The sequence below is a fragment of the Chromobacterium piscinae genome (assembly GCF_021129175.1).
GTDB lineage: Bacteria > Pseudomonadota > Gammaproteobacteria > Burkholderiales > Chromobacteriaceae > Chromobacterium > Chromobacterium piscinae.
Genome location: NZ_JAJOHV010000035.1, coordinates 79,397 through 101,098, shown reverse-complemented (window position 1 = coordinate 101,098; position 21,702 = coordinate 79,397). Strand labels below are relative to the sequence as shown.

Below are 21,702 nucleotides of genomic sequence, written 5' to 3'. Positions count from 1 at the left end.
CCGCTCCGCGGGCGGATGTTTGAGTGCCGGTTCCGCCCGGTTGACGGGTCCATTTCTTTTGCTCCGCCAAAAGAAATGGACGAAAGAAAAGGCGGCCCAGCAGCGCTGCGAAACCCCGTCTTCAAAGCCATTTTCAAGGAGTCGCCGGAACTAGCGGCGCGCTACCGTCGCGCCGCGTCGAACAGCCAGCGACTTAAAACCTTGAAAATGGCTTCGAAGCCGGCTTGCGCTGATGGGGAGGGGTGAAATGATTCGATTCTACGATCTTGATCCGGTTTTCTAGATGCAATTTTCCAAGATGTGCTGTACTAACTCTTTGGGTGTCACTATTTTAATTTCAAAATTTTCCTGAAGCCATTTTCTGCGGCTATGGTGCAGGACAGAGCTACTGCCAGCACTTTTACCACTATCAAGTGTACAGAAGAAATCATGCTTATGGGCATAGTGAGCGGCAAGAGCATCTCCATCAGCCCATTCTGCAATGGCTTGGGCTAGCTCTTTTTCAGACTCTTTTCCGTGTGAAAAAGCACGGTATGGTCCTAAGTTACTTAAGCCGGGATCATTTTCTATTGCCAGGAGACCTAGTTTGTAAACTTGGTATGATCCAAGCCCTTCCTTTTCAAATGCTAAGATGGCTTCATTACTTCTGGCTAGTCTTTCAGATAGTTCTTCCTCGTTGCTTTTAATTGGTTTATATAGTTTTTTATCAAGTCGGAGTGAGCCAATCCGAGGAGCATTTATGAAAGTAAAGCCCAATTCTAATGCTTTCCGAGTGGCGACAAGGAGTGTCTCGCATAGTCCTGTGTGATGATCATATTGGGGTGTTAAGGTTATCTTGTAAGGTTTGGCAATGTCAGTTTTTGTGTCGGAGTTGGCTGAAGGCGTTAAGGTTGTTTTTATAGTGATATCTTTATGGTACCTTTTTCTATCTAATTTTCTTATCGATTCCAGTGTTATTATGACGTCGGATATGTAAGGCGTTATCATTTTGCTTTGTATGAGTAGTACTATTGTGGATAGTGCTTCCTTCTCTGAATGTTCTTTTAATTTCCCTTCAATTACAATTGACTCCCAAATGTTTGAGTCAAAAGTTACATGTATTGATTTCATTCAGTCGCCCTGTCTAATTTTTCCGCCCAATCTTAATCTGCAATGCCAATAAAATATTTTCTTTTTACTTTGCGCGTGTTTTATTTGGGGGTGTCTCTCATCTAATAATTTTATACATTTTAAAAATTTCCGCTGTAATGGTTGCCTGCTGTACTTCTTGCCAGCCCATCCTTTGTCATTTACTCTTGCACCTTCTGTGCCTGGGTTCTAGCCTAGTCCGATCGTGTTCAACAGCACGATCAGGTTTGGCGACCTGGGACACATGGCAGACATTGCTGGTATAGGCGGTGTCTGTCGCGCTTGCGCGCGCTCATGCACTCCATGGCGGGCCGGGCGGGGAGACCTCCGGGTCTGCCGGGTCCATGTGTCCGGTTCGCCAACCCCGTTTCGGCCTGCCACCCCGTTTGGCGACGAGGGGGCAGTGGCTAATACCCACATGGAGCTTTCCCAATGGTACAGTCCATCCAATCACCCGCGTCCTCATTTTTGCGGGAATTCACATTTCTCGATAAACCCTTCCATCTCTTGCATCGCCACAACGGCCTATGGTTCTTTGCCGATGATGTCGCGGCGGCGATCAAATGCCGTACTACGGCGGCCTTGCTAAGCAAGCTGAACAAGGAGGAGGTCCGCGCCATGCCGGTGGGTGGCGGGGAGGTGGTTTGCCTGTCGGAAACTGGTGTGGCCATGGCGATTCGGCGCTATCGCAAGCCGGCGGCGCGGCGGTTTCGGCGTTGGCTGGAGGAGGAGTTGTTGCCGGCCTTGCGGCGGGAGGGCGAGGAGGCGCTGACGGCGGATCAGCTGGAGCTGGCCTTGGCGCTGGCGGCGGAAGCGGCGCGGCAGGTGAGCCGGGCGGTGCTGGATGCGGTGCTGGAGAATGGCGAGGCGTGCTGGCAGCATACACGCTGGCTAGTGACGCTGGACTATGAGCGCCACAACCGTCAAAAACACCCGCTCGGCCGCATGATGGGCCTCAACAGTTCCGTCGCCACCCTGGATGCGCTGGCCGAGCTGATCGCCGTGCCTGACGGCATGCCGGCCAGCGACACCGAGCTGGTGAAGTTGGCGGCGGCCTGCCATTTGAGATTGGCGGAGCGGATGAGCCTGCGCATAGGGGATGAGTGATGTAGGGCGCGTCACCCCCTTCTTGGCGGCGCGACGCACAGATTGCGTCTCACGCGGCGAGATGTGTTGGCGGTGCGTCGCCCCTGCGGGGTGACGCACCCTGCCTTAACCGAGTGGATTTCGCCTTCCCAGCGGAGCGACGCGCCGTTTGTTTACAAAGCCTGAACCCATGGGCCGCGTCATGGTCTATTTACTTAATGCTGCTATGCTGTGGCTAAAGCAGCCTCCATGCTGGTTTCTCGATCGCTCTCCCAGAACGGTTGTCCCCTTGTTCCGGCCAAGCCTTTGCCCGGCGAGGCAGGCCGCTGTTCGTCAACAATAAGGAAAATCCATTGATTCATAACTCGATTCCGCGCTGGACCATTGTCACCCCTGTTGTGGCCTGGGCCGCCATCGCCGCGTCTTCGGCGGCCGGCGGACACGCTTTCTATCTGACGCTGCTGGCGGCGTTGCTGGCGGGAACGGTGTTTGCCGCCGTGCACCACGCCGAGGTGGTGGCGCATAAGGTGGGCGAGCCTTTCGGCACCTTGATCCTGGCACTGGCGGTGACGGTGATCGAGGTAGCTCTGATCATTTCCTTCATGCTGGGCGGGGGCGAGGAGAAGCTGGCGCTGGCGAGGGACACCATTTTTTCCGCCATCATGATCACCTGCAACGGCATTCTGGGCATTTGCCTGCTGCTGGGCGGCTTGCGCCATCGCGAGCAGAACTTCCAGCTTAGCGGCGCCAAGGCGGCGTTGACCGTGCTGGCGGCCATTTCGGTATTGGCGCTGGTGCTGCCCAACTATGGCACTAGCCAGCCGGGGCCGTTGCTGTCGTCCTCGCAACTAGCGTTCACCGGCGTGGTGTCGCTGGTGCTGTATGGCGCTTTTGTGTTTGTGCAAACCATCCGCCACCGTGATTATTTTCTGGTGGAAGGCAGCCATGACGAGGACGAACACGCGCCGCCGCCATCCAACAAGGTGGCCATGCTGGCCGTGGCGATGCTGCTGATTTGCCTGGTGGCGGTGGTGACCCTGGCCAAGCTGCTGTCGCCGTCGATTGAGAGTTTTGTGGTGGACGCCGGCGCGCCGGCCGCGGTGGTGGGCATCATCATCGCCGCCCTGGTGCTGTTGCCGGAAGGGCTGGCCGCCGCCAACGCGGCGCGGGCGGATCGGGTGCAGACCAGCCTGAATCTGGCTTTGGGTTCGGCGCTGGCATCCATTGGCCTGACCATTCCCACGGTGGCGATGATTTTCGTGTTCATGGGCGAGCCGCTGATCCTGGGCTTGGAAATCAAGGAAACCATCTTCCTGCTATTGACGCTGGTGGCGTGCTCATTGTCGCTGTCAGTAGGGCGCACCACCATTCTGCAGGGCATCGTGCATCTGGTGATCTTCGCGTCTTTCGTGTTCTTTGCGATCAGCCCCTGAGCGAAGCTCTGCGAGGTAAAGCAAAAGCCGCCAGCTCAAATGCTGGCGGCTTTTCTGTTTATGAGCTTGCCGGTGTTCTGGCCGCGTCCCAATTGCCGTGCTCTCTCATGTGGTCTGGGCCATTGCATTTCTCTTTTTGGTCATGCCCCCCCCATCTCCTGTATCGCCACATGGTTTGCGGTTCTTTGCCTGATGATGGCGTAAGCAGGGAGGGGGGTACCTTGCCGGAGGCGCAGCGGTTTCGGTGTTGGTTGCTGATGTTGGACTGGGGGCGCCGCTGCAGTCAGACGGCTGCCTGGATGTCGTCAATGGAAGTATTTTTCCAAAATCTTATTTCCATTCATAAGAGTATGGGCGGTTAGGGGTGAGCCGTACTTCTCCTCTAGTCGAATAGTTTCAGTCTCTGCCATGTCATATCGTGGATAAATGGATGAGACAAGCACATCTTCGTTAGTGTGTACGGACCAGCCAAGGAACAAACCGTCCAAGTTGCGTTCGCATGTAATATGATAGTTTTGCATCTGGTATTCCTTTCGGAATATTGCTCTGCAAGGAATGTGCTCAATGTTGAGAAAGTCCATTTTCCTTGATGAGTGAGTTATGGCTGTGTCTTGTGGGCAGGTCAGGCAAGTTTTTTATGGTGATAGATGGTGTGATTTCCGCCTAATGCTTTTGCGCGATACATGGCGGTGTCAGCCAAGGCTACTAAATTGTTTGGGATGGTTGCATCCGTCGGATAGATGGCCACCCCAATGCTGGCTGTCGGGAAAATCGCATTGGCAGGCAGCGGGATCGGCTGGCAAGCCATGTGTGTGATTCTTTTCAGGATTGTTGCGCATTCCGAGCTGTTTTTGAGCCCCAGCAACAATAGGATGAATTCATCTCCGCCAAGTCTTGCAGCGGTATCCCCCGTTCGGATTGCTGTATCTAGCCGAATGGCAAATTCTTTTAGCACCGCGTCACCACTTTGATGGCCATGGACGTCGTTGATCTTTTTGAAGTGATCCAAGTCCAAAAAGCAGACTGCCAAGAACGTTTTATTCCGATCTGCTTGGGCAACCGCTTGAAGTAGTCGGTCGGTAAAAAGCAATCTATTGGGTAATCCGGTTAGTGAGTCTATATGAGCGCTTTTGGTTATTGCCGCTAAATCTAGTTTTTGCTGCGTAATGTCGCTCATTATTCCGATGTAGTGAGAAATTTCTTGGCGCACATCATAGACGGCAGAGATGTTCAGTTTGATTGCGTATAGCGAGCCATTTTCCTTTTGGTTCCAAACCTCCCCTTGCCATTGGCCGTGCTCATCGATGGCTTGCCACATGGACGTGAAGAAGGTTTTGTCGTGAATGCTGGAGGAAAATATACTGGGTTTTCTTCCTATTATTTGGGCATGACTGAATCCTGTAATATTGCAGAGTGCTTGATTTGCCTGCAATATTTTCTGTTGATTATCAGTTATGCATACTCCTTCGCTGACGCTATGAAAAAGGGAGTCGGCAAGTTTCAATCTGGCTTGCGTCGGCCACACTTCGCATTGCTCATTGTTTTTCGCGGGCGAAATGGTTCTTGATTCATCTCTCAACTGGTTCATTTTTATACTCCTTTGTAAGGATTGCTATTTATGCATTAGGGGTCCATTTTAATTCTCTCTTGCATGGTAATATGGTTGGGTTGTGGATCTATGGTGTGATTGGTGTGTGGATTTTAATTACATTTCTTGGATCTTTGACAAGGGAAAGGGGTGGGAATTTTTTATTGCTTCCGCCTGTCTCAAGAGGTTGCTTGGTTTGAGGGGGTGTGGTAGTGGTTTCTTTGTTTGACGAGAAAGTGGCAATGTATCGCGAGCCTACTTTTTGGATGCATGCCACTTGGAAAAGAACCATTTTCCCATCAATGCTTTGAGTGACTAAATCTCCCTCTTTTAAGTCTTGAATTTTCATTTGATACTCCATTCGCGTGAAGTGGTGTGCTGGTGAATGATGGTTAGCTTTTATTGTTTCAAACCGTTATTCTGGCGCGGCGAGAAGGGGTTTTAATTGGGCTGGATTGTTTGGCTTGTCGCGCAGTTTGAGATGGGGCATGCAAAAGCATGCTTTGGCCATTGCTTAATGACAAGAATTTAACCCTATTGCGTTATTGCATTGTCAATAGATTAATTGCAAGCAATGCCATTTGGGTATGACCTGTGGGGCGGGGTGACTGTTGACTGCGCAACATGTAAGGATTGGCTTATTCAGTCTTCGCCTTTTTTTATGGGTTGTCAAATGTATTTTCAAGCGCGGTGATGTCGCCGGGCGCAATTCTCAATTTTGGTTTTCGTTTCCTACGCGGATGTTTTTCAAGGCATAGCCGCGCTGCTTAAGGCTGGGAAGGGGGGATGTCGAACTCGACTTTCTCGTTTGGCTGAGGAGGTCATATTTGCGCGCTATTTTTAAAGTGCGGAAAAGTTATTTTCCTGCTCTTTTTGTCAGGTCTTTTTCCATCATTTAATTCTGGCGCAGGGAGTCCAGGCTTTAATCTTGATCTAATTGAGACAGATAACATGACCAAGTCCAGTATCTGGCGGCGTGGCAAGCATGGGTGTGAAGCGCTTCTCGCCATGTCGGCCATGGCAGGTCCGGCTTTGTAGCAGCCTATTGAATCCGGACACCAACTCATGTTGTGCAGTCACCACCTCAACCAAGGTGAACCATGAGCAGAACACGTCCGCGTTCAAACTCGAAATCCGGCACGCTACGGCCTATCAGAGGATGCCGGCGGCAAGGTTGTAGCGAGGGAGCACGCTCCATACCACGCTCGGTGGAGTAGCTTGTGCCGTCGCGAGCGGCGATGCAGGGCTTCAGGAACGGGCATGGACAGGCCGCGCATGCCGAATGGCAGACGCTTCAAAGGCGAGCGCGAATCCGCCGCCTGCTCCAATAAAAGGCGGAATAGGCGAGATTGCCCAGCCTACTTGATCGGGATGGACTGCGCGTGGTGGAAGTAGTCTTGCGGGTCCCATTGCCGTTTCACCTGTACCAGGTTGCGCGGCGCACTGCGGTAGTTTTCCTTGAAATATAGCTGCATGGCCTGATCGATCTTCCCGTCTTCATGGGTGCCCAAATCGCAGTCCGGGTAGTTGTAATAGCAGCCATCCACCACGCCGTTCTTGTCTTGCTCCGGATTGGGCGTGCCGCCATATTCGGCGTACACCGCCTGATAAAAGCCGCGAATCCAGTTCAGATGCGTCCGGGCCTGTTCCTGATAACGGGATTGTCGGCTTTGCCCCGGCGCGGAGGCGTTGTTCCAATAAGTTTGATATTGCAGTTTCAGGATGGAACTGCGTTGCGGCACCGGGGTGGCGCTGCTGCTGCGCTCGTTGACCGCGCCGCCGTAGCTATCCACTTGCAGCAGACTTTGCGCCAAGGCGCCATTCGCCAGCCCTTCCGGCTTCTCATGCAGCCAGCGGAAAATCTCATCCTTTTGGTTTTGTGGGAAGCCTTTATTCATATATGCGGACTTGTATTTGCCAAACTGGTTGGGGCCGGAGCCATTCACCGTTTGCAGCGCTTCCAGATAGGTCAAATGCTGAGCGCTGAGATTGGCGTGCAGCGTGTTCATCCAGCCGGGATGGCCGCCCATGGGGCGGCGCAGGACGGTTGCGGGGGCAATGGCGGCAAAGCGTTGCTGCAGGCTTTGGATGCGCGCTTCGGCCTGTTGGCAATGCTGGTGAAAGCTGGCGCCGATGGGCGAGGCGATTTGTACAAGCAGGCCGATTTGCCCGTTATCGACATGGTTCAATTTCAGCAAGCTGAAATCGTTGTTGGACATGCGCATGACGAAGTCGGCGTATTCGTCCAGCAATTGGCTGAAGGCTTGTTTGTTGATTTGATCCCAATCCCAGGCAAGCGTGAACTGAGTGGCATGGTCTGGCGCATCCGGCAGCGCGGCAAAATAATAGCGAACGATCACGCCGAAATTGCCGCAGCCGGCGCCGCGCAAGGCCCAGAACAAATCGCGCCCCTCCTGGCTGCCGCTTTGCTCGGATACATGGCGCAATTTCGCCTGGCCCTGTGCCGCATCCCAGGTGACGATATCGACGGCGGTCAGATGGTCTACGGTCAAACCGTGCAGTCGGGACAGCAGGCCGTAGCCGCCGCCGGTGATGTGCCCGCCCGCGCCGACCGAATAGCAGGAGCCGGCCGGCAGGGTTTTGCCATGGCCATTGAGCAAGGCGCGATACACGCTCCAGTTTTCACAGCCGGCATCGACAAAATACGCGTTGCGTTCCGCATCAAAGCCCACTTGGCTCAGGGCGGACATGTCGATGATGGCGCGGGTGCTGTCGTTGTAGACGAAGTTCTCGTAACAGTGGCGGCCGGAGGCGATTTTCACGTCGCGGCCATATGCGCTTAATGCCGCGCCGACATATTCCTCTACTTGCTCGTGGCGGGCTGGCACGTAAACGGCTTGCAGCTGCGGCGCGAACCAGCGCCGGTCAAAGCCTTGCTTGTCGCTCAAGATCAGCGGCTGATCGCCTCCTCGCGTGGGTGCTTGCGTCATTTCGCCGCTCCTTTGCGCTGGCGGATTTCCTGCGGATCATTGTGGATGCCGCGCTTGACGATTGATGCCAGGCGACAACCAAACCGTCCCTCGTGTAGAAGGAGGCACTCTTATTTATATCGCTAGGCTATTAAAATACAAATAAGTATGCGGTTACACTTAAGCTTGCCCTTGGCAGTCCTTCGCATTGCCGCAAGCGCTGAAATACGCTTGATGCGATTTTGCGGCTGGGGTGGAAATTTGTTGAGGCGGCAGGATGCCGCGCTCCGCTTGGCTCGCGATATTGAACTAGTGAATGCGGCTTGCCATTTGCGCTTGGCGGCATGGGCTGGCCTGCGAGAGGAGTGGCAGGACACGTCATCTCAGCGGGGAGGCGCGCCGCTTGTTTTTTGTTATGAGGGCGTGCCTTGTGCGAAGCATGCGGAGCTTCGCGCCATAAGGGCGGGTAGCGCGGCGGAAGTCATGCGGCGGGGAGGCTGGAGCTGCCTCGCGGCGCGCGATCAGATGGAGGTGATCAGTGCGTCGGCTTGATAGCTTGCAGTTTCAATGCCCGAGGCCGAGCTGAACGTTACCTGAAAGCGGCGGCCTATTTGCTTGATGGACAAGACTTTGAACGAGACGATCAGATTGTCGATTTGTTGGGTGATCAGGTCACCCTGTTTCAGTTCCTGAATTTTCATGGTTTATTTTCCGACTCCCATGCCTTTGGCATGGGTTGATATTGTTAAAGCGAGTCCCTATGGCAAGGATGGCTTGCGATATTTTCATGAGTTCTGCCCGGGTGTCATGGAGGCTGCGAGACAACGGATTCCAATCAGCCGCCGCCTGTTTGATATGTTTGGCTTGGCGGCTTGCAATGGATTGCTGGCTAGGCTTGTGACAACTACCTTCGCGTGCCAACAACTGATGATTTGGAGGAGGCTTGGCTAGAGAAGAGGAGCGTTACGGCTCGTTTGAGCGGGACAACATGAAGCGATTCCGGCGAATTCTCCTGTTAATTTTTTGATTTGTCAATATTTTTCGAATAATCAGGATGCCTCATCATGCGATGAGGCATCCCGCTTGGCAGGCGAAGCGGGTGAGCAGGCTCTTAGCGCTCCCGATCCGGTCCGTGGTAGTGGACGGTTTGGCTTGGGACGCCGCAACCCCATAGCGAATAGGAGTCCGCCATTTCATTGATGCCCTCGCCGTACGGAGAGAAGGCAGGAGCCAGGTGCGCGAGGCAGCAGGCGCCCAGCTCGGTGGCGTAAAGGCTGCGCTCGGTGCAGAGCACGCGATGGGTCATGCTCTGTTGCGTAGGAAAGGCGATGGTTTGCTGGGGGCCGAGCTGGCTGTAGTCTTCGTTCAGCATGACCTGCACTACGCCGTTGAGAGCGGAGCTGTTGGCCATCGATGAGGCCAGCAGGTAGATCGTATTTGACTTGGATGGGTCGGGCGAGAAGCCCAGATGGATGAACGAGGCTCCTTTGGCTGGGCCGGCTGTGAGTTGGAACCAATCGATCTCGCCATTGGCCAGGATACGGCCGAAACTGCCGTTTCCGCCGGAGGCGTTGCCCAGCAGGGCGAGCCACAGGTTTCCGTCCGGCCCTGGCACCATGCCGACCGGGGTATTGCCGACCTCTCCGGGGATAGCGATTTCGCTGGGCGCTTGCGCAGGGTTGGCGGGGACGCGGAATAGCGCGCTGGATTGATCCAGGGTGGCGTAGACATCCCCGCTGGCGGGATGCACTTGCACGAAGATTGGTCTGGGCGGGCAGGGGATGATCCGCGGATGGTCGGGGTCATGGGTGTCCACCCGCGCAACGTGGTGGCTGTCCTTGCAGGAGGCCCACAGGATGTCGCCGTCCTCCGCGACGACGTGGGGGCCGCGGGCGGGTTCCGGCAACTGGATTTTTTGCAGCGTTCTGGGGGCGGCCGCCAAGTCGTGTGCGACCGGGTCGATCAGCAGCAACTCCGATTGAAACTGCAGCGTGACCCACAGGCAGCCGGGATGGCGTTTCGACACCGTCAGCCCATGCAGGCCGGAGAATGGGTTGTCGATGATGTGGGCGACGGATTCTATGGGGCGTCCTGTGCCGGGATCCACCCGCATTTTCACCAAACCGCCGGATGGCTGCTGCGAGATGAGGATAAGGTCCGGCGCGATGGAGACGACTTCGTGCGTCTGACTGGATGCGGGGAGAGGGTACTCGATGACGCGTTTGAAGCTTGGCTTGGCGGCAGACATGGGCGTTTCCTCAATCATATGAAGGGGAGCTGGCATTCCGGCGAATGGGACGCGTCGCTTTAATAAGGCGACGCGCCGCCATGAGCGACGGACGCGGTCATGATTTGGCGTTCGTCTTCAGGTTGTTCAGCGAGGCCTCCAGCGTTTTGATCCTGCCGATGGATTCGTCGACGAGGTCGGCTATTTCCTTTGAAGACTTGGTCGATTCAATCGACAGTTTTCTCACCTCGTCGGCCACCACCGCGAAGCCTCTGCCCATTTCACCGGCGCGGGCGGCCTCTATGGCGGCGTTCAGCGCCAGCAGATTGGTCTGCGCGGCGATGTCGTTGATGGTGCCGATGATCGACGATATCTTTTCGCTGGAGGAAATGACCTGGCGCATTTCCTGATCGGTCACTCTTTCCGCCTCCATCTTGGCGGTGACGTCCACGCCATAGGTCACGATATTTTTGACGACCCCATGCTGGGAGGTGAGAGGGCAGACGGTGACGTTCATCAGCACCATCGATCCGTCTTTTTTCCTCATCTTGAACTCTTCGGTCAGCATTTCGCCTTTGAGCGCGCGGCTGAAATTGTCCGAGCCTATGATTTCCGCTAGCGGGCGGGCGTGCTGCTGGAGCTCTTCATTGCTCTTCAGCTCCAGGTGCGAAACCATGTACTCATTGCCTTGCAGCACCTTGCCTTCGGTGTTCCATTCGCAGATGGCGTTGGACATGCCTATCGCGGCGAATTTCTTGCTGTATTCCTCTTCCCGTTCCTTGGTTTCGGTGATGTCGGCCTGGATGGAGATGTAGTTCGACAGACTGCCGGTTTCGTCGAACACCGGGTTGATGGCCAGCGAAACCCAATAGGGCTTGCCCGCCTTGGTGTAGTTGAGGATTTCTCCGTGGAAGGGACGGTGCTCCCGCAGGCAGGCACCGATTTTCCGGACGGTGTCCGGATTGGTGTCTTCGCCCTGCAGAAAGTGCCCCGGCTTCTTGCCGATGATCTCATCGGCCGCGTAGCCGCTCATTTTCGAGAAGCCGTCATTGGCGAAGATGATCAAGCCATTTTTGTCAGCCACCAGCGCGGAGTTGTCGGTCTGGTTGATGATCAGCGACATCAGTTTGCTGGAGTTTCTGGCCCTCACCGCCTCGGTGATGTCGGTGGCGTATTTGACGATTTTTATGATCTTGCCGTCAGGGTCGAAGATCGGATTGTAGGTGGCTTGAATCCAGATCCTCCGGCCATTCTTCGCCACGCGGCAGAATTCTCCTTCGTGAAACGCGCCTTTTCTCAGGCTGTCCCAGAAGCGCTGGTATGCCTCGCTTTGGCTTTCTTCCGGCAATACGAATAGCTTGTGGTGCTTTCCCACGATTTCCTGCTCGTCGTAACTCAGCGCCTGGCAAAAATTCTCGTTGGCGCGCGAGACTACCCCATCGGTGGTGAACTCGATCACCGCTTGCGAGCGGTTGATGGCTTCAATCTGGCCAGTCCGGTCGGCGGCGATCATGACGTCGCTGGTGATGTCGGTTGCGAACTTGATGACGCTGGCGACGCGGCGGCCTTTTCGGATCGGGATGTAGGAGGCCTGTATCCAGACATCTTTCCCATTTTTGGCAATGCGTCTGAATTGGGCTGTCTGATGCTTTCCTTGTTGCAATTCTGTCCAGAATTGTTGGTAGGAAGCGCTATTTTTTTCGCTTTCCGGCAAAAACATGCCGTGATGTCTGCCTACAACTTCATTCAGCGAATATCCCATCAGGTTCAGGAAAATGGGGTTGGCGTCGATGATGGTGCCGTCGGGCTTGAATTGTATGACAGCCTGCGCGGCGCCGATTGCCTTGACGATATCCTGATAACTTCCCGTGCTAGAAAAGTGTTTTGTGATGTCCATTTTCCCTTTTCCTGTTTCTATCTCCGATGAGCGGAATCGATATTATCGGTTGGCCGGATCGTTTCCCTTGTGACGTAATTTTGTAACGAATCATTGATGATCTACGGCTGCTTTTCAATTTAATGCATTGAATTCCAACTCTTTGCCGTGCGGCCCCGCGCATGCTTGCCTTTTGCCTGTTCGGATAGGTGGAAATGCATGCGTTGATTACCATTCTTTCTAGATCAGCAGCTTCTTATCTGCATGGCATTTTTGAGGGGCAATTAGATTGGATCGGGCCGGCGCTGCCTGTTTGGCATTTTCAATCGGCATGGGCTGGCGAGAGGACATGGCCTGGATTCAGAGCACGGGGTTTGGGGCCGCATTTGAGAAAATCGGGGCGTCGGAACTTCTCCGGTTTGACGGCTTTCCCATTCTCGGCGGCCGGGTTTGGGGCTGATGGTTATGGAGGAGAGGCGGGTATGTGGTATTTACTGTCAAGTAAATCTCCCTATTTTAAGCGGGCGCTTTGGGCGATATATTCACTTTTCCCGGCAAAAGGTACAGTTGAAAATGGTGCTGGCATGGAATGTCTCTACCTGTACAGAATGATTGTAGTTAATGTGGCCAGTTCTCTGAAAAAGCGCTTGTTGAATGGTTTTGATGAGCATAATCTACTTGGCAAAAGGATGAGTCAGAATAATGAATATGGAGGAGAGAGGTGAATGGAAAAAGCGCCGCTATTGCTGGAAACGGTTGAGCAGGCTGTCAGGATTTTGCAAGAGTCTCCGTTTGTCGCTATCTGGAATTATCAAGTATTAAGCGTGCAAGCCGGGAAAGTGGATTTGGCGCTGCCGGCACAGCCTCAGTTTTATCGTCCCGGGGGCATTATCCAGGGCGGCTGTCTGATGACCTTGGCGGACACGGCGTTTTGGCTGGCGGCCATGACAGAGTTGGGCATTGATGCTCCCATCGTCACTCTGGAAATGAAAACCAATTTTCTGCGGGCGGCTCAGGCTGACGTTTACTGCCGCGCCGAAGTGATGAAAAGCGGCAGGCGAGTCACCTACGGCACAGCCACCATCACAGATGGAGCGGGTCAAACGCTGTCGCATCACACCTTGACCTATCTCTCCGCCTGAACCCATTGCGGGACACAACTTCATCGGTCGGACCTGGCCCGCTTCATTGACCATCTCCGCTCGCAGGCCGACTTGCGCCTGTTTTCGGCGACACGCTGCGCTCCTGTGAGAAATTCCGCCGCGTCGGATCATCGTCGCCATTCACTCTGGAGAAAGGAAAACATGATGGAAAGCAAGATCAATCCGTATGAAGTGAGCCTGGAGGGAATTGGCTCGATGCCGGACGAATACCGCGACACCTTGATTCATCAGTTGTTGGCTAACGGAGAAGGCGAGCTGAGCGCGGGCGATACCTATATCGATTCCTTCTATCCCTTGGCGCCGGATGCGGACGAACGCTATATCTGCGCGCAGTTCGCCGCGGAAGAGGTGGATCACTTCCGCCGATTTTCCCGCTTGCTGGCTGAGCTGGAAGTCGATACCTCCCATATGCTGGGCCAGAAAAAGGAGGATAGGCGGTATTTCGCGGCGGAAAGCATGACGACTGAATTTCGCAGCTGGGAGGAGCGGGCGGCTTTCAGTTTTTTGTGCGAGCTGGAGGGGCATTACCAGATCAAGGAGATGGTGGGCAGCAGCTACCAGCCGCTGCGCGAAGAAGCCCAGGCGGTGTTGAAGGAGGAAGCTCGGCATTTCAGCCATGGGGCGCTGTTGATGCGGCGCGCGGCGAAGGACAAGGATGCGCGGGAGCGGGCTCAGGAGGCGCTTGACCGCTTGTATCCGATGGCGATGGACATGTTTGGCCGCTCAGACTCGCGCCGCAGCGAAATGGCGGTGAGATGGGGGCTGCGGCAGTACACCAACGGCCAATTGCGGGACATCTATCGCGATGACGTTCGCGGGCATATCCAGCGCCTGGGGTACCAGGTTCCCGACGAGATGGCGCATCGCAAGTATTTCTGATTCCGCAATCCGAGCATGTCGACAGGAGAGCATCATGAAAGATATGGCAATGGCAGTGGAAGCGCTGGCCCGGAAAGTGATGAACCACCGGGTGTTTGATCATCCCATGTACCGACACTGGGCCTGTGCGCCGCTGCCGGCGACGCAGTCGGCGGCATTATTTCACCAACTGCAGAATTTTTGCGCCTCGACCCGGCTGGGAATGGCTTTCCCGCAGGGCTTGAAGAATATGGGGCTGCCGCGGCAAGCGGAGTTGATGTCCGAAATAGAGGTCTCGGAAGGCGGCCACGGCCCCGATCTGGCGAGAATGGCGGGCCACATCGTGAACCTGGCCGGCAAGGAGCGGGTGTTCGATGATCTGGACGACCAGGCGGAAGTGGAGGCCGGGCTGAAACGCTACTCCGACCAGCTTTTGGGCGACCTGCCCGGCTATGATCGAACCAGCGGCCTGACTCGCCAGGCGCGCGAGGCCATCGCCGTGTTTCAGCAGAGAAGCCGGTCCGATCCCGAGTCCACCATCCGCAATCTGGGCATCGCCTTCGCCCTGGAATTGATTTCCAACCGCTCGCTGATTCCGGGCGAGAAACGGGCGCTGGTTGATTCCGGCCACTACGGCGTAAGCCTGAAAGACCCGGAAATGTACTATCTGCTTGACCACTGGGGGGAGTGCGGCGCGGAGCAGCAACATGAGCTGAATGTGCGGCAAGCCATTGCGGGCGTGCTCAATGCCGAAACCGAACCGCTGGTCCTGTCCGGCATCGACGCTTTCCTCGATGCGCTGGCGGCATTGTGGGACGTGATCGACAGCCAGTTATTGCCGGCGGAGGCGGCGGTCTGAAACCGGGAGCAGTCGAGACGGCATTTTGCTCCCGGCCGGTTTCCATGGTTTTATCGCTTGGTCGCGGTTGTCTTGAAAAATACGCCGGTTTGCAGCAGGAAAATGGATCGACTCATGATTTTATTAACCAAAAAAGTAATATTCATGACATGCGACATTTGGCATATCTAGTCGGGCGGGTGGTATGATTTTTGAATGAAAACGCCATCGCAATCCTCCTGTCCATTCCATGCCGGCGGCCATCCGCCGGCATCGCCCAAACCGTCCTCCGGCAGTTGGCCGCCGGGTCCGGAAGCCGGCCTGACCGGCTGGGGGCTGCTGACCCAGCTGTCGCGCGATTTGATGGGCACGCTGGCCAGCTGGCAGCGCGAGTTCGGCGATCTGGTGCATGTGCGCACCTGGCCGGAACATCAGGTCATCGTTTCCGATCCGCATCTGGCGCGCGAGCTGCTGGTCAATCAGGCTGACTCGCTGCGCCGCTGGGAGCGGGCGCTGAGCGTGTACGGCCGGGTGCACGGCCATAGCGTGCTGATCGCCGAGGGAGAGGCCTGGCGCGAGAAGCGGCAGGCGCTGCAGCCCGACTTCACGCGCAAATCGGCGCAGGCGTTCTCGCCATCCATCGTGGCGGCCTCCCGGCGGGCGTTCGAGCAATGGCCGGATCGGCGCGACGCCTGGCCAATAGAGAGTGAGCTGACGTCGGTGACGATGGAAGTGATTCTGCGGATGATGTTCTCCAGCGGCGTCGGAAGCGAGGCGCGGGAGGCGGAGGAAGCCGTCCATACCTTGATGGTGGCCTCCACCGAAGAGTTGTGGAGGCCGGCCAGCCTGCCGGACTGGGTTCCGTGGCAGCGCAAGCGCCGCCGCGCGCGGCTGCTGATGAACGGTTTGATCGAGCGGCACTTGCAGGCCAGGCTGCGCCTGCCGGCGGACGCATGGCCGGAGGATCTGTTGTCCCGCCTGTTGCGGCTCCATCTGCAGCAACCGAAAAGTTGGCCATTGCAGGCGGTGCGGGACGAGTGCAAGACGGCCTTCCTGGCCGGACACGAGACGGTGGCGGCCTCGCTGGCCTGGTGGGCCTGGTGCATGGCGTCCCATCCGGATATCCAGGAAAAGGCGCGGGCCGAGGCGTTGGCGGCATGGCCCGGCGGGGGCGACGGGAACGCGGACTTGTCCGCGCTGCAATACGTAAGCCAGACCCTGCTGGAAACGATGCGCCTGTACCCGGCGGTGCCGCTGCTGATGAGCCGGCGAGCCGTCAAGCCAGTGACGCTGGGAGACTGGACCTTCCCGGCAAAGACGGTATTCATGGTGCCGATGCAATTGATGCAGCATGACGAGCGCTGGTTCCCCGAGCCGCTCAGCTATCGCCCGGAACGTTTCAACCCCGATGCGGCCAGGCCGCAGCAGGGCGCCTATCTGCCCTTCGGCGGCGGGCCGCGCGTATGCCTGGGGCAGCATCTGGCGGTGGCGGAGATGACGCTGGTGGCCGCGCAGCTGCTGCGCAGATACCGCTTGTCGACGCCGGCCGGGATGGCGCCGCCGCGAGCCGTGTTTCATGTTTCGCAACGCCCGAGCGCGCCCTTGGCGCTGGACATCGCGCGCATCTGACCCGCGCGGCGCGTGATGCCGCGTGCCGGCGGCATGCTTGGAGGTTGGCGCGACAGAACTTTCGAGGAGGCGACGCTGATGCTAGAGGGAGGCTGCCTGTGCGGCACCGTGCGATATGCGGTCCGCGATGAATTCCGCTATGCGCTCAATTGCCATTGCGGCCAATGCCGGCGGGCCACCGGCGCGGCGTTCAAGCCCTTTGCCGGCATCGAGCGGCAAAAGCTCAAACTGACCCAGGGGCGGGACAGCCTGCTGATTTATGGCGACGAGCGCGCGCATGACGCGCGCTGCGGCCAATGCGGATCGCTGCTGTATTCGGTAGTGCGCGACGGCGAGTTCGTCCATGTGGCGCTGGGCACTTTGATCGACGTCCCGGCCATCCGCCCCTCCGCGCATATTTTCGTCGGCTCCAAGGCCGAGTGGCACGACATCACCGACAATCTGCCACAGCACGACGAGTTTCCCTGAGGCCCGGATCGCCCGCGCTGTTTCGGCGGGAGCCGGGCCGGCTTGGACGGGGCGGTCCGTTCGGCTATCCTTTTCGGCATTGATTCGACCTCCGACCTTTTTACGATGTCTCACTCCATGTTTTCCGCCCGCATCGAACTGCTGCATTACGGCAGCGACAGCATCCGCCACGCCCATGACGGCCATCACCAGTGGGTGCTTGGCCTGGCGGGGGCATTGGAGCTGGAGATGGAAGGGCTGCCCTATCTGAACGGCGCGGGTTCCGCGGTGCGCATCCCGGCCGGCGTTTCCCATTGCTATGCCGGCGCGCCGGGCAACCGGCAATTGGTGCTGAACGTGCCCGTCCAGGAAAGCGGCGCGGACGCGGCGGCATGCCAATTGACCTTGCCGCCCGCGGCGCGGGAGCTGGCGGACTGGGCGGCGCGGCATCCGCAGCCGGAAGCGCGGCAGCCTATGTTGTCCGGCATGCTGCTGGAGCTGCTGTTTCCCGACGCGCCGGCGGTTTTCCTGTTGTCGCCGCGGCTGGACCGTTTTTTGGCTTCGCGGCTGGGATGGCCGTTGACGGTGGCAGACATGGCGGCCGCCTGCCATTTGTCGCCCAGCCAGTTCCATGCGCGGCTGAAAGCGGAAACCGGGCTGACGCCGATGGCCTATCTATGCCGGATGCGGATGGAGCGGGCGCGGCGTTTGCTGCTGGGCGGCCGCGCCAGCGTGCTGGAGGTGGCGCTGCAGGTGGGCTACCAGTCGGCTTCCGCTTTCAGCGCCGCGTACCGGCAGCGGTTCGGCGCCAATCCCAGCGAAGAGCGGGGCAGAGTCCGGCGCGCTTGAACCGTAGTCCGTCGCGCGTTGCGCTCGCGCGGTTCGGCCATACTGCGGCCATGTCTGATCACATGGAAAACGCGAAATGTCCGATTCAAGCAGCCTCAGCTGGGAAGATTTTCTCAAGGTGGAGTTCCGGGCGGGGACCATCGTCCACGCCGAGCCCAACGCGCAGGCTCGCAAGCCTGCCTATGTGCTGAAGGTGGATCTGGGCGAGCTGGGGGTGAAAACATCCAGCGCCCAGATCACCGACCATTACCTTGCCGCCGAGCTGATCGGCAAGCGTGTGTTGTGCGTATGCAATTTCCCGCCCAAGCGCGTGGCCGGCGTGCGCTCGGAAGTGCTGGTGACCGGGGTGCACGACGAGGCGGGCAGGGTGATGCTGGCCGAGTTCCCGCTCGCGGCGCCGAACGGCGGCCGGTTGATGTGACGCGATCGGCTGAGCCCGCCCCGGGGAACGGGGCGGGCGGCATGGTTTAGCTCAAACGCTTGATGATGCTGCTATTGCCGTTGGCGCGCACCACCACCCAGCTGGCCGGAATCGGTGATCCCAGCATCACCTGCAGTTCGGCGTCGATGGCTGCGCCCTTGGTGTAGTAAATGTCGCTGCTATTGCCGTTGGCGCGGGCGACCACCCAGTTGGCGGGAATGGGTGAGCCCAGCATTACCGTGATCTGGCTGCCATATGACGACCCGGCGACATTGTGGATGGTGTTGAAGTTGCCCATGGCGCGGGTGATCACCCAGCCGTCGGGCACCAGCGAGCCGACGGCCACTTGCAGCTCCGCTTCCCTCGGCGCGTTGTTGGCGTTGTAAATGTCATTGGAGTTGCCGTTGGGGCGGACGATGACCCATCCCGAAGGGATCGGCGAGTCCAGCATCGCAATTGGCGGTGGTTCATGTTTACTCCTGACAAGATGGTTGCGGTGGATAGAGCCAAGGCTGCATTTTGCCGCCATGATATGACGTATGATTTTTTTTGGGGGGGTGGTTTTTACGGGTGGAATTGATCTGGAGCAGGCGAGTTTGGTCTGAAGCGTTGTTTGCCTGACGGCTTGCCGCGCGGCTGCTCGCTGGCACGCGAGGCCTGGGCGGCGTGGGATCGGGCTGATCTCCGAGGTTTTCCCGCCGCGGGTGCTTGCGCCGCCATGCTTGCTGGTTTACCTTGCAACTTTTCGCCGGGCAGTCCGGCTTCCCTTTCTTATCCCATGTCGATCGCCATAGCTGAATTAGCCGAATTTTTGCCGGATGTAGCGCCCTATCCATTGGAGGAATGCGACGGCGTGGCCGTGATGCGTTGCCGTTTTCGTATTTCAGCCTACGATGACGCTTGGTTCGCCGCGCTGGGCGTGGCGCGTCCGGATACGCTGGAGCGGGCGGTGCCCAAAAGAAAGGCGGAGTATCTGGCTGCGCGCTATCTGTGCAAGCTGTTGCTGGAGGCGCGGGGGCTGCCGCCCGGCGTCGGCAGCGGCCAGCACCGGCAGCCGCTGTGGCCGGCGGGCTGGACAGGCGCGATCACCCATAGCGACGAAACCGCGATGGTGGCGCTGGCGCCGTCCGAGGGCGGCTTGATGCTGGGCATGGATCTGGAGCGCTGGATGTCGGACAAGACCGCCGGCAATGTGCGGACGGGCATTCTGGTGGACGGGGAGGATGAAGCCCTGGTGGGGCCGTGGCCGTTTCCGCGTGCGCTGACGCTGGCTTTCTCCGCCAAGGAAAGCCTGTTCAAGGCGCTGTACCCGACAGTGGGCGAGTATTTCGATTTCGACGCGGCGGAAATGGTCCGGGTGGATTGGGATCGGGGGCGTTTCTCCATTCGCCTGCGGAAGACGCTGGCGCCCGGCCTGGAGGCCGGGCGGGCGTTCGTTGGCGGTTTTTATCTGCAAGACGGCCAAGTGCTGACGCTGATCCGGGCGTCTTTCTGAGCCGCGGCCTGGCCGCTCAGCTGTTTTGCCGCTCGGGATCGCCGCGTTGCAGTTGCGCCCAGTAGCCGTAGTTCACTTCCAGGTTCTCCTGCAGGTCCGACAGATTGACGGCGTAGTTGCCGACGATTTGCACCGCCTGCATCGCCAGATTGCATTCCTGCTCCAGCAGCTTGGACAGGGTGTTGGCGTTGCGCAGCTTCTCGGCCTCTCCCAGCCAGCCCAGCCAGTGTTCCGCCCAGGCGTTTTGTTGCTGCTGCAGTTTTTGCAACGCGGACTGCTGCAGTTGGAGCAGGCTGAACCAGGTTTGCGGCTGCGCGGCGCTGGGCAGCAGGGCGAGCGTGGAGCCGGCGTTGTTGAGGCTGCGGGCCAGCCAGTTGCTGAACAGGGTGTCTACCTTGGCCGGCGCCGCCGCGTTCCGGGCGGTGGCGTCCAGCGCGGCGGACAATTGACGGACGTTGTCGTCGGTATTGGACATGGCGATTCCTTTCTGCGCGCTCAGCCGCCCAGGCGGTCGAGCATGGCGTGGATGGCGCGGATTTGCACCGCGTTGCGCGAGTAGTAGTCCGGATTGGCCGGATCGTCGCTGGAGTAGCCCCACCAGTCCCAGCAGCCATCCGGATTCTGCGCCTGGTTGTCGTCGCTGCCGCTGGCCTGGGGATAGAGGACGATGATGTTGTTGCTGTCGGCCAGATAGTTGTAGCCGGTGGTGGTGACGTAGCGGTTGCCGTAGGGCGGCTGGCTGGAAATGTCGGCGCGGCCGTAGCTGAAGTCGACATAGCTGTAGCCCTGCTTGCAGCCGTGCAGCGCGATGTGCACGCGGGCGGGAGCGCCGTCGGCCACGGCTTGCGGCACGTAGGCGTAGCCGAACTTGCCCATGCTGGCGTAGGCCTGCTGGCCATCGAGGAATTCGGACTGGTCGAAGCGCAGCAGGCGGCCGCTGAGCTTTTCCGCCGGCGGCTTCAGGTCCGGATAGATGTGGTTGAGGATGCGGTGGGACTGCATGAAGCCGCCATTGTTGAGATACGGCGGCTGGTTGAGCGCCAGCGGCGAATCCTCGGGGTTGTCGGTGATCAGCGAGTGGCCTGCCGGCAGGTCGTCGTGGTAGGCCAAGTTGGCGTCGGACAGGCCCAGCAGGCGGTACAGCTCGCGGGTCTGGGCGACCACCGGGGAGCGCACCACATTGTCCTGGGTGCCGGTGAAGATGTAGACGCGGTTGTTGCGCAGATTGGACAGCGCGTCTATTTTCCCGGCCTGTTCGGCTTCCTGGGCCAGTTGCAGCGAGCGGCGGGCGTTCGGCGCCAGTTCGGGCAGCAGCGGCGCCATGCACAGCTGCAGCGCGTTCAGCTCGTACGCGTCCTCCGCCAGCGGCGCCGCGCCGCGAAAGGTTTCCACGCCGCGATACGGGCCGCCGGCCACCACGCCGGCGCCGGCGAAGCTGGCGGAGTGGGCCAGATGCAGCTGCACCGTCATGAACGCGCCCGAAGACAGGCCGGAGACCGAACTCTTGCCTTTCTCCACTTCGTATTTTCCCAGCCGCACCACTTCCGGGAATATGTTGGGCATCGCAAACCTCCTGTCTGTTCAAGCGTTGGGAAACGGAACCTGCGCGAGGCATTGTCAGCGCATTTATTGACATTTGCGTGACCGCGGTCATCTGGTATGACGGCGCGTTGACAGAGAGACGGTTTGCGTGTTGTGCGGCGCACAACGCATGATCGGGATGCGCGGGGAGGG

21 protein-coding genes are annotated in these 21,702 nt (G+C 58.1%); 11 read left to right on the top strand and 10 right to left on the bottom strand.

Annotation, left to right across the window (positions count from 1 at the left end; genetic code table 11):
* Nucleotides 1-279: 279 nt before the first annotated feature.
* Nucleotides 280-1,110: a hypothetical protein gene (locus tag LQR33_RS11865; protein WP_231469082.1), complete on the bottom strand. Its 831-nt coding sequence runs from the start codon at nt 1,108-1,110 to the stop codon at nt 280-282.
* A gap of 450 nt (nt 1,111-1,560) precedes the next feature.
* Between LQR33_RS11865 and LQR33_RS11860 the strand changes: the two genes are divergently transcribed.
* Both LQR33_RS11860 and LQR33_RS11855 read left to right on the top strand, forming a co-directional pair.
* Nucleotides 1,561-2,235: a BRO-N domain-containing protein gene (locus LQR33_RS11860; RefSeq protein ID WP_231469080.1), complete on the top strand. Its 675-nt coding sequence runs from the start codon at nt 1,561-1,563 to the stop codon at nt 2,233-2,235.
* A gap of 332 nt (nt 2,236-2,567) precedes the next feature.
* Nucleotides 2,568-3,647: a calcium:cation antiporter gene (locus LQR33_RS11855; RefSeq protein ID WP_221664969.1), complete on the top strand. Its 1,080-nt coding sequence runs from the start codon at nt 2,568-2,570 to the stop codon at nt 3,645-3,647.
* 622 nt (nt 3,648-4,269) lie between these two features.
* Here the strand turns inward: LQR33_RS11855 and LQR33_RS11850 are convergent.
* The 6 genes from LQR33_RS11850 to LQR33_RS11820 form a co-directional block, all read right to left on the bottom strand.
* Complete coding sequence (locus LQR33_RS11850) at nt 4,270-5,235, bottom strand: sensor domain-containing diguanylate cyclase (RefSeq protein WP_166440208.1); 966 nt, start codon at nt 5,233-5,235, stop codon at nt 4,270-4,272.
* A gap of 88 nt (nt 5,236-5,323) precedes the next feature.
* Entirely contained in the window at nt 5,324-5,584 is a 261-nt protein-coding gene (locus LQR33_RS11845; protein ID WP_231179599.1) for a hypothetical protein, read from the bottom strand.
* Nucleotides 5,585-6,593: 1,009 nt separating this feature from the next.
* A complete protein-coding gene (locus LQR33_RS11840) occupies nt 6,594-8,186 on the bottom strand; it encodes an FAD-dependent oxidoreductase (RefSeq protein WP_231469078.1) in 1,593 nt (530 codons plus the stop codon).
* Between the two features lie 500 nt (nt 8,187-8,686).
* Nucleotides 8,687-8,866 (bottom strand): hypothetical protein, encoded by a 180-nt coding sequence (locus tag LQR33_RS11835; protein ID WP_021476426.1) that lies wholly within the window; start codon nt 8,864-8,866, stop codon nt 8,687-8,689.
* Nucleotides 8,867-9,276: 410 nt separating this feature from the next.
* On the bottom strand, nt 9,277-10,413 hold the full coding sequence (locus tag LQR33_RS11830) for an NHL repeat-containing protein (protein WP_231469077.1): 1,137 nt from the start codon (nt 10,411-10,413) through the stop codon (nt 9,277-9,279).
* A 97-nt stretch (nt 10,414-10,510) separates the two neighbouring features.
* Nucleotides 10,511-12,289, bottom strand: a complete 1,779-nt coding sequence (locus LQR33_RS11820) for a methyl-accepting chemotaxis protein (RefSeq protein ID WP_221668526.1) — start codon at nt 12,287-12,289, stop codon at nt 10,511-10,513.
* A gap of 194 nt (nt 12,290-12,483) precedes the next feature.
* Between LQR33_RS11820 and LQR33_RS11815 the strand changes: the two genes are divergently transcribed.
* From LQR33_RS11815 to LQR33_RS11780, 8 genes are all read left to right on the top strand, one after another.
* Nucleotides 12,484-12,993 carry a hypothetical protein gene (locus LQR33_RS11815; protein ID WP_221668525.1) on the top strand — a complete coding sequence of 170 codons (510 nt, stop codon included), beginning with the start codon at nt 12,484-12,486 and terminating at the stop codon, nt 12,991-12,993.
* Nucleotides 12,994-13,410, top strand: a complete 417-nt coding sequence (locus LQR33_RS11810) for a PaaI family thioesterase (RefSeq protein WP_021476421.1) — start codon at nt 12,994-12,996, stop codon at nt 13,408-13,410.
* Nucleotides 13,411-13,572: 162 nt separating this feature from the next.
* Entirely contained in the window at nt 13,573-14,310 is a 738-nt protein-coding gene (locus tag LQR33_RS11805) for a Phenylacetic acid catabolic protein (protein ID WP_221668524.1), read from the top strand.
* A gap of 34 nt (nt 14,311-14,344) precedes the next feature.
* Nucleotides 14,345-15,148, top strand: coding sequence for a hypothetical protein (locus tag LQR33_RS11800; protein WP_231469075.1), 804 nt, complete (start codon nt 14,345-14,347; stop codon nt 15,146-15,148).
* Between the two features lie 195 nt (nt 15,149-15,343).
* A complete protein-coding gene (locus LQR33_RS11795) occupies nt 15,344-16,756 on the top strand; it encodes a cytochrome P450 (RefSeq protein ID WP_231469073.1) in 1,413 nt (470 codons plus the stop codon).
* A gap of 15 nt (nt 16,757-16,771) precedes the next feature.
* A complete protein-coding gene (locus LQR33_RS11790) occupies nt 16,772-17,224 on the top strand; it encodes a GFA family protein (protein WP_231469071.1) in 453 nt (150 codons plus the stop codon).
* 117 nt (nt 17,225-17,341) lie between these two features.
* Nucleotides 17,342-18,052 carry a helix-turn-helix transcriptional regulator gene (locus tag LQR33_RS11785; RefSeq protein ID WP_231469069.1) on the top strand — a complete coding sequence of 237 codons (711 nt, stop codon included), beginning with the start codon at nt 17,342-17,344 and terminating at the stop codon, nt 18,050-18,052.
* 76 nt (nt 18,053-18,128) lie between these two features.
* Nucleotides 18,129-18,473, top strand: a complete 345-nt coding sequence (locus LQR33_RS11780) for a tRNA-binding protein (RefSeq protein WP_021476415.1) — start codon at nt 18,129-18,131, stop codon at nt 18,471-18,473.
* A 46-nt stretch (nt 18,474-18,519) separates the two neighbouring features.
* Here the strand turns inward: LQR33_RS11780 and LQR33_RS11775 are convergent, their stop codons facing one another.
* Entirely contained in the window at nt 18,520-18,924 is a 405-nt protein-coding gene (locus tag LQR33_RS11775) for a hypothetical protein (protein WP_221664958.1), read from the bottom strand.
* Between the two features lie 411 nt (nt 18,925-19,335).
* On the opposite strand from LQR33_RS11775, the gene LQR33_RS11770 reads away from it, so the two are divergent.
* Entirely contained in the window at nt 19,336-19,968 is a 633-nt protein-coding gene (locus tag LQR33_RS11770; protein WP_231179689.1) for a 4'-phosphopantetheinyl transferase family protein, read from the top strand.
* A gap of 16 nt (nt 19,969-19,984) precedes the next feature.
* Here LQR33_RS11770 and LQR33_RS11765 read toward each other — a convergent pair whose 3' ends face one another.
* Nucleotides 19,985-20,443: a hypothetical protein gene (locus LQR33_RS11765; RefSeq protein WP_221664955.1), complete on the bottom strand. Its 459-nt coding sequence runs from the start codon at nt 20,441-20,443 to the stop codon at nt 19,985-19,987.
* Nucleotides 20,444-20,463: 20 nt separating this feature from the next.
* Nucleotides 20,464-21,531, bottom strand: coding sequence for an extracellular catalytic domain type 2 short-chain-length polyhydroxyalkanoate depolymerase (locus tag LQR33_RS11760; protein WP_221664954.1), 1,068 nt, complete (start codon nt 21,529-21,531; stop codon nt 20,464-20,466).
* Nucleotides 21,532-21,702 lie beyond the last annotated feature (171 nt).

What these genes read in the sequence shown, in the direction of transcription:
- LQR33_RS11865 (WP_231469082.1), bottom strand. Translation starts at nt 1,110, where the DNA reads ATGAAATCAATACATGTAACTTTTGACTCAAACATTTGGGAGTCAATT.
- LQR33_RS11860 (WP_231469080.1), top strand. Translation starts at nt 1,561, where the DNA reads ATGGTACAGTCCATCCAATCACCCGCGTCCTCATTTTTGCGGGAATTC.
- LQR33_RS11850 (WP_166440208.1), bottom strand. Translation starts at nt 5,235, where the DNA reads ATGAACCAGTTGAGAGATGAATCAAGAACCATTTCGCCCGCGAAAAAC.
- LQR33_RS11845 (WP_231179599.1), bottom strand. Translation starts at nt 5,584, where the DNA reads ATGAAAATTCAAGACTTAAAAGAGGGAGATTTAGTCACTCAAAGCATT.
- LQR33_RS11840 (WP_231469078.1), bottom strand. Translation starts at nt 8,186, where the DNA reads ATGACGCAAGCACCCACGCGAGGAGGCGATCAGCCGCTGATCTTGAGC.
- LQR33_RS11835 (WP_021476426.1), bottom strand. Translation starts at nt 8,866, where the DNA reads ATGAAAATTCAGGAACTGAAACAGGGTGACCTGATCACCCAACAAATC.
- LQR33_RS11830 (WP_231469077.1), bottom strand. Translation starts at nt 10,413, where the DNA reads ATGTCTGCCGCCAAGCCAAGCTTCAAACGCGTCATCGAGTACCCTCTC.
- LQR33_RS11820 (WP_221668526.1), bottom strand. Translation starts at nt 12,289, where the DNA reads ATGGACATCACAAAACACTTTTCTAGCACGGGAAGTTATCAGGATATC.
- LQR33_RS11815 (WP_221668525.1), top strand. Translation starts at nt 12,484, where the DNA reads ATGCATGCGTTGATTACCATTCTTTCTAGATCAGCAGCTTCTTATCTG.
- LQR33_RS11810 (WP_021476421.1), top strand. Translation starts at nt 12,994, where the DNA reads ATGGAAAAAGCGCCGCTATTGCTGGAAACGGTTGAGCAGGCTGTCAGG.
- LQR33_RS11805 (WP_221668524.1), top strand. Translation starts at nt 13,573, where the DNA reads ATGATGGAAAGCAAGATCAATCCGTATGAAGTGAGCCTGGAGGGAATT.
- LQR33_RS11800 (WP_231469075.1), top strand. Translation starts at nt 14,345, where the DNA reads ATGAAAGATATGGCAATGGCAGTGGAAGCGCTGGCCCGGAAAGTGATG.
- LQR33_RS11795 (WP_231469073.1), top strand. Translation starts at nt 15,344, where the DNA reads ATGAAAACGCCATCGCAATCCTCCTGTCCATTCCATGCCGGCGGCCAT.
- LQR33_RS11790 (WP_231469071.1), top strand. Translation starts at nt 16,772, where the DNA reads ATGCCGCGTGCCGGCGGCATGCTTGGAGGTTGGCGCGACAGAACTTTC.
- LQR33_RS11785 (WP_231469069.1), top strand. Translation starts at nt 17,342, where the DNA reads ATGTTTTCCGCCCGCATCGAACTGCTGCATTACGGCAGCGACAGCATC.
- LQR33_RS11780 (WP_021476415.1), top strand. Translation starts at nt 18,129, where the DNA reads ATGTCCGATTCAAGCAGCCTCAGCTGGGAAGATTTTCTCAAGGTGGAG.
- LQR33_RS11775 (WP_221664958.1), bottom strand. Translation starts at nt 18,924, where the DNA reads ATGCTGGACTCGCCGATCCCTTCGGGATGGGTCATCGTCCGCCCCAAC.
- LQR33_RS11770 (WP_231179689.1), top strand. Translation starts at nt 19,336, where the DNA reads ATGCGTTGCCGTTTTCGTATTTCAGCCTACGATGACGCTTGGTTCGCC.
- LQR33_RS11765 (WP_221664955.1), bottom strand. Translation starts at nt 20,443, where the DNA reads ATGTCCAATACCGACGACAACGTCCGTCAATTGTCCGCCGCGCTGGAC.
- LQR33_RS11760 (WP_221664954.1), bottom strand. Translation starts at nt 21,531, where the DNA reads ATGCCCAACATATTCCCGGAAGTGGTGCGGCTGGGAAAATACGAAGTG.